The sequence below is a fragment of the Rhodococcus sp. As11 genome, from assembly GCF_048957735.1.
Classification (GTDB): Bacteria; Actinomycetota; Actinomycetes; order Mycobacteriales; family Mycobacteriaceae; genus Rhodococcus; species Rhodococcus gordoniae.
In genome coordinates, this window is the sequence record NZ_JARDJE010000047.1 from 1 (window position 1) to 2,420 (window position 2,420).

Here is a 2,420-nt window from a genome sequence, read left to right on the forward strand (position 1 = left end):
TGACGAGGCTCAGGGAAACTCCCCAGTTGTGCTCAACGAAAATCCCCAGCCGTGAGCGGTGTTCACTGTAGCGGTTGTCGGGTTCCGGTGGTGGCTTTGCGGAGGTTCTCCGAGCGTGCGTGATGATCGCGCAGCCGGTAGGAATCACCGTCGAGGTTGAGCACCACGGATCGGTGGAGGAGTCGGTCGAGCATGGCGGCGGCCACGGTCGTGTCACCGAGGACCTCACCCCATTCCCCGACGCCGCGGTTGGTGGTCATGACGATCGAGGTCTTCAGATAGCGTTGCGCAACAACCTGAAACAACGCCGATGCCGCCTCCCCGGGCAACGGAAGATAACCGAGTTCGTCGATCACCAGCAGGGTCGGTCCGGCGAAGAACCGCATCGTTGTCGCCCACCGACCCTCGATCGCGGCGCGATGACAACGAGCGGCGAGGTCGGCGGCGGTGGTGAAATAGGTGCGATACCCGGCATGGACCGCAGCGCGGGCCAAACCTACCGACAGGTGCGTCTTCCCGACCCCGGGCGGGCCGATGAGCAGCACATTCGTCGCCGTTTCCAGGAACCGGCAGGTCCCGAGTTCGGCGATGAGCCGTCGGTCCAGGTTCGGGGCGGCATCGAAGTCGAAGTCCTCCAACGAGGCCGGCGTCGGCAGGCAGGCGAACCGCAGCCGGCCGGCCAACCGACGGGCCTCGGTGGCGTCGACCTCGATCGCCAGCAACTGCTCGAGGGCGGCGGTCATCGACAGGTTGTCCTTCTGGGCCCGGTCGAGCACCGACGGCAGGGCTTCGGCGGCGTCGTGCAGTTTGAGCACGGCCAGATGACCGCGCAACCGCTGGTAGAGACTGGCTGCCTCGCCGGTGTTCGGCGGCGGGATCGGGTCCGTCGTGGCCGGTGTGCTGTTCATGCGAGGGTGTTCCTTCCTCGAGCGGCCCGCTCGTAGGTCGACAGATCGATCACGGTCGATGTGGTCCCTGCCGACACCGAGTCGGATTCATCGGACGACGCTGCAGCCTCGGTGGTGCGGCGGCGCAGTGCTTGTGCCGCCTCGAGAGCCTCAGGTCCCGGTGGGATCCGTTCTTTGCGGCGGTGCGGGCGACCACCGGTTCCGGCGGCGGCCATCGCGACCTGTTCGAGCGCATGGACGTGCCCGTGGTCGCGGACCATCACCCCGGCTCCGTCCGGCGCCAGGCGGTGTCGCGCGATGGTGATCTGCGAGCCGGTGACGATGTCGATGACCTCCGCTCCGAGCACCCGGGTGACGGTCACCTGCGCCGACGCCAACTCCGGCGGCACCGAATACCGGTTGCCGCGATAGGACACCAACGCCTGCCGCGACACGACCCGGGACTCGGTGAGGATCGCCGGATACGGCACTGTCGGCGGCGGCGACAACGCTTCGGCGGCGGCCAGGGCGCCCACGGTGGTGCGTCCGTCGGCGGTGCGGCGGGGTCGGGTGTCGCTGCGCACCCGGCAGAACTCGTCCAACCTCGCCTGCGCCTGCTCGACGGTGACGTCGTCGGGCAGGGTGCGCCACCAACGTTGGGCAGCAGTGTGGTTGGCCTTCTCGACGACGCCTTTGCGGTTGCCGGCCCGAGCCGGACAGATCGTCACCGTCACGCCGTAGTGTTTCGCGACGCCGGCGAAGCTGGCGGTCATCCGCCCGCTGTCGGGATGACAGACCGTGGCCATCCGGTCGAAGCGCCAACTACGGGTCAGGCCACCGAGTCCGCGGCAGATGCGATCGAGACCGTCGACCAGATGCGGCTGGGTCATCGCCGGCGCCAAGACCCCGCGCCAGCGCCCCGAATGCGCCAGCGAGCCGACCAGCAGATGCGCCATCGACCCCCACCCCCAAGAGGCCGGTGGGTTCGGCAGATCGACCCAGTCCCACTGGGTTTCCTCACCGGGTGGATGTTCGATGACCGCGTTCGCTCGGTCGGTCGCGTTCGCGCAGTGCTCACACACCGGCCGGAGTTCGCGGTCGCGGATCTGCCGGGTCAGCGTCTGATAGGACATCCGGTAGCCGAGGTCTTCGAGTTCGTCGCACAGGGTCCGCGCCCAGAGATGCGGATCTTCCCGCAGCCGGCAGGTGATGTAGTCGACGAACGGTTCGAACGGGTCGGGTTCGGTGCGTTTGCGCACCCCAGGGGTGCGTTCGTTGTTCAGATAGGCCCGGATGGTCTTGCGGTCGCGGCCGGTGTGACGGGCGATCGCCGAGATCGTCCAACCTCGTTTGCGTAGGGCGTGTACTTCCACATCGTCCTCCCATGTCAGCATGAGAATGCGGGTCTCCTTCGACTGGCTGATGCGTGGTCAGAGACCATCAGCATCGGAGGAGACCCGCCCTCATTGGCGGTGCCACACGGGTGGGGAATTTCAATGAGCGTTACTGAGGAATTTCAGCGAGCGCCGTCAC

Annotated in this window: 2 protein-coding genes; both read right to left on the bottom strand. The window is 67.2% G+C overall.

Translation table 11 applies throughout. From position 1 onward, the window contains the following. Positions 1–62: 62 nt before the first annotated feature. The gene (istB, locus tag PV766_RS23985; protein WP_159419419.1) at positions 63–908 is read right to left on the bottom strand and encodes an IS21-like element helper ATPase IstB; all 846 of its coding nucleotides are present in this window, start codon (positions 906–908) and stop codon (positions 63–65) included. Continuing rightward, on the bottom strand, positions 905–2,281 hold the full coding sequence (locus PV766_RS23990; protein ID WP_421098115.1) for an IS21/IS408/IS1162 family transposase: 1,377 nt from the start codon (positions 2,279–2,281) through the stop codon (positions 905–907). The genes istB and PV766_RS23990 overlap by 4 nt, the downstream gene beginning before the upstream one ends. Positions 2,282–2,420 lie beyond the last annotated feature (139 nt).

Coding starts and splice junctions, on each gene's coding strand:
- PV766_RS23990 (WP_421098115.1), bottom strand. CDS start 2,281: ATGCTGACATGGGAGGACGATGTGGAAGTACACGCCCTACGCAAACGA.
- istB (WP_159419419.1), bottom strand. CDS start 908: ATGAACAGCACACCGGCCACGACGGACCCGATCCCGCCGCCGAACACC.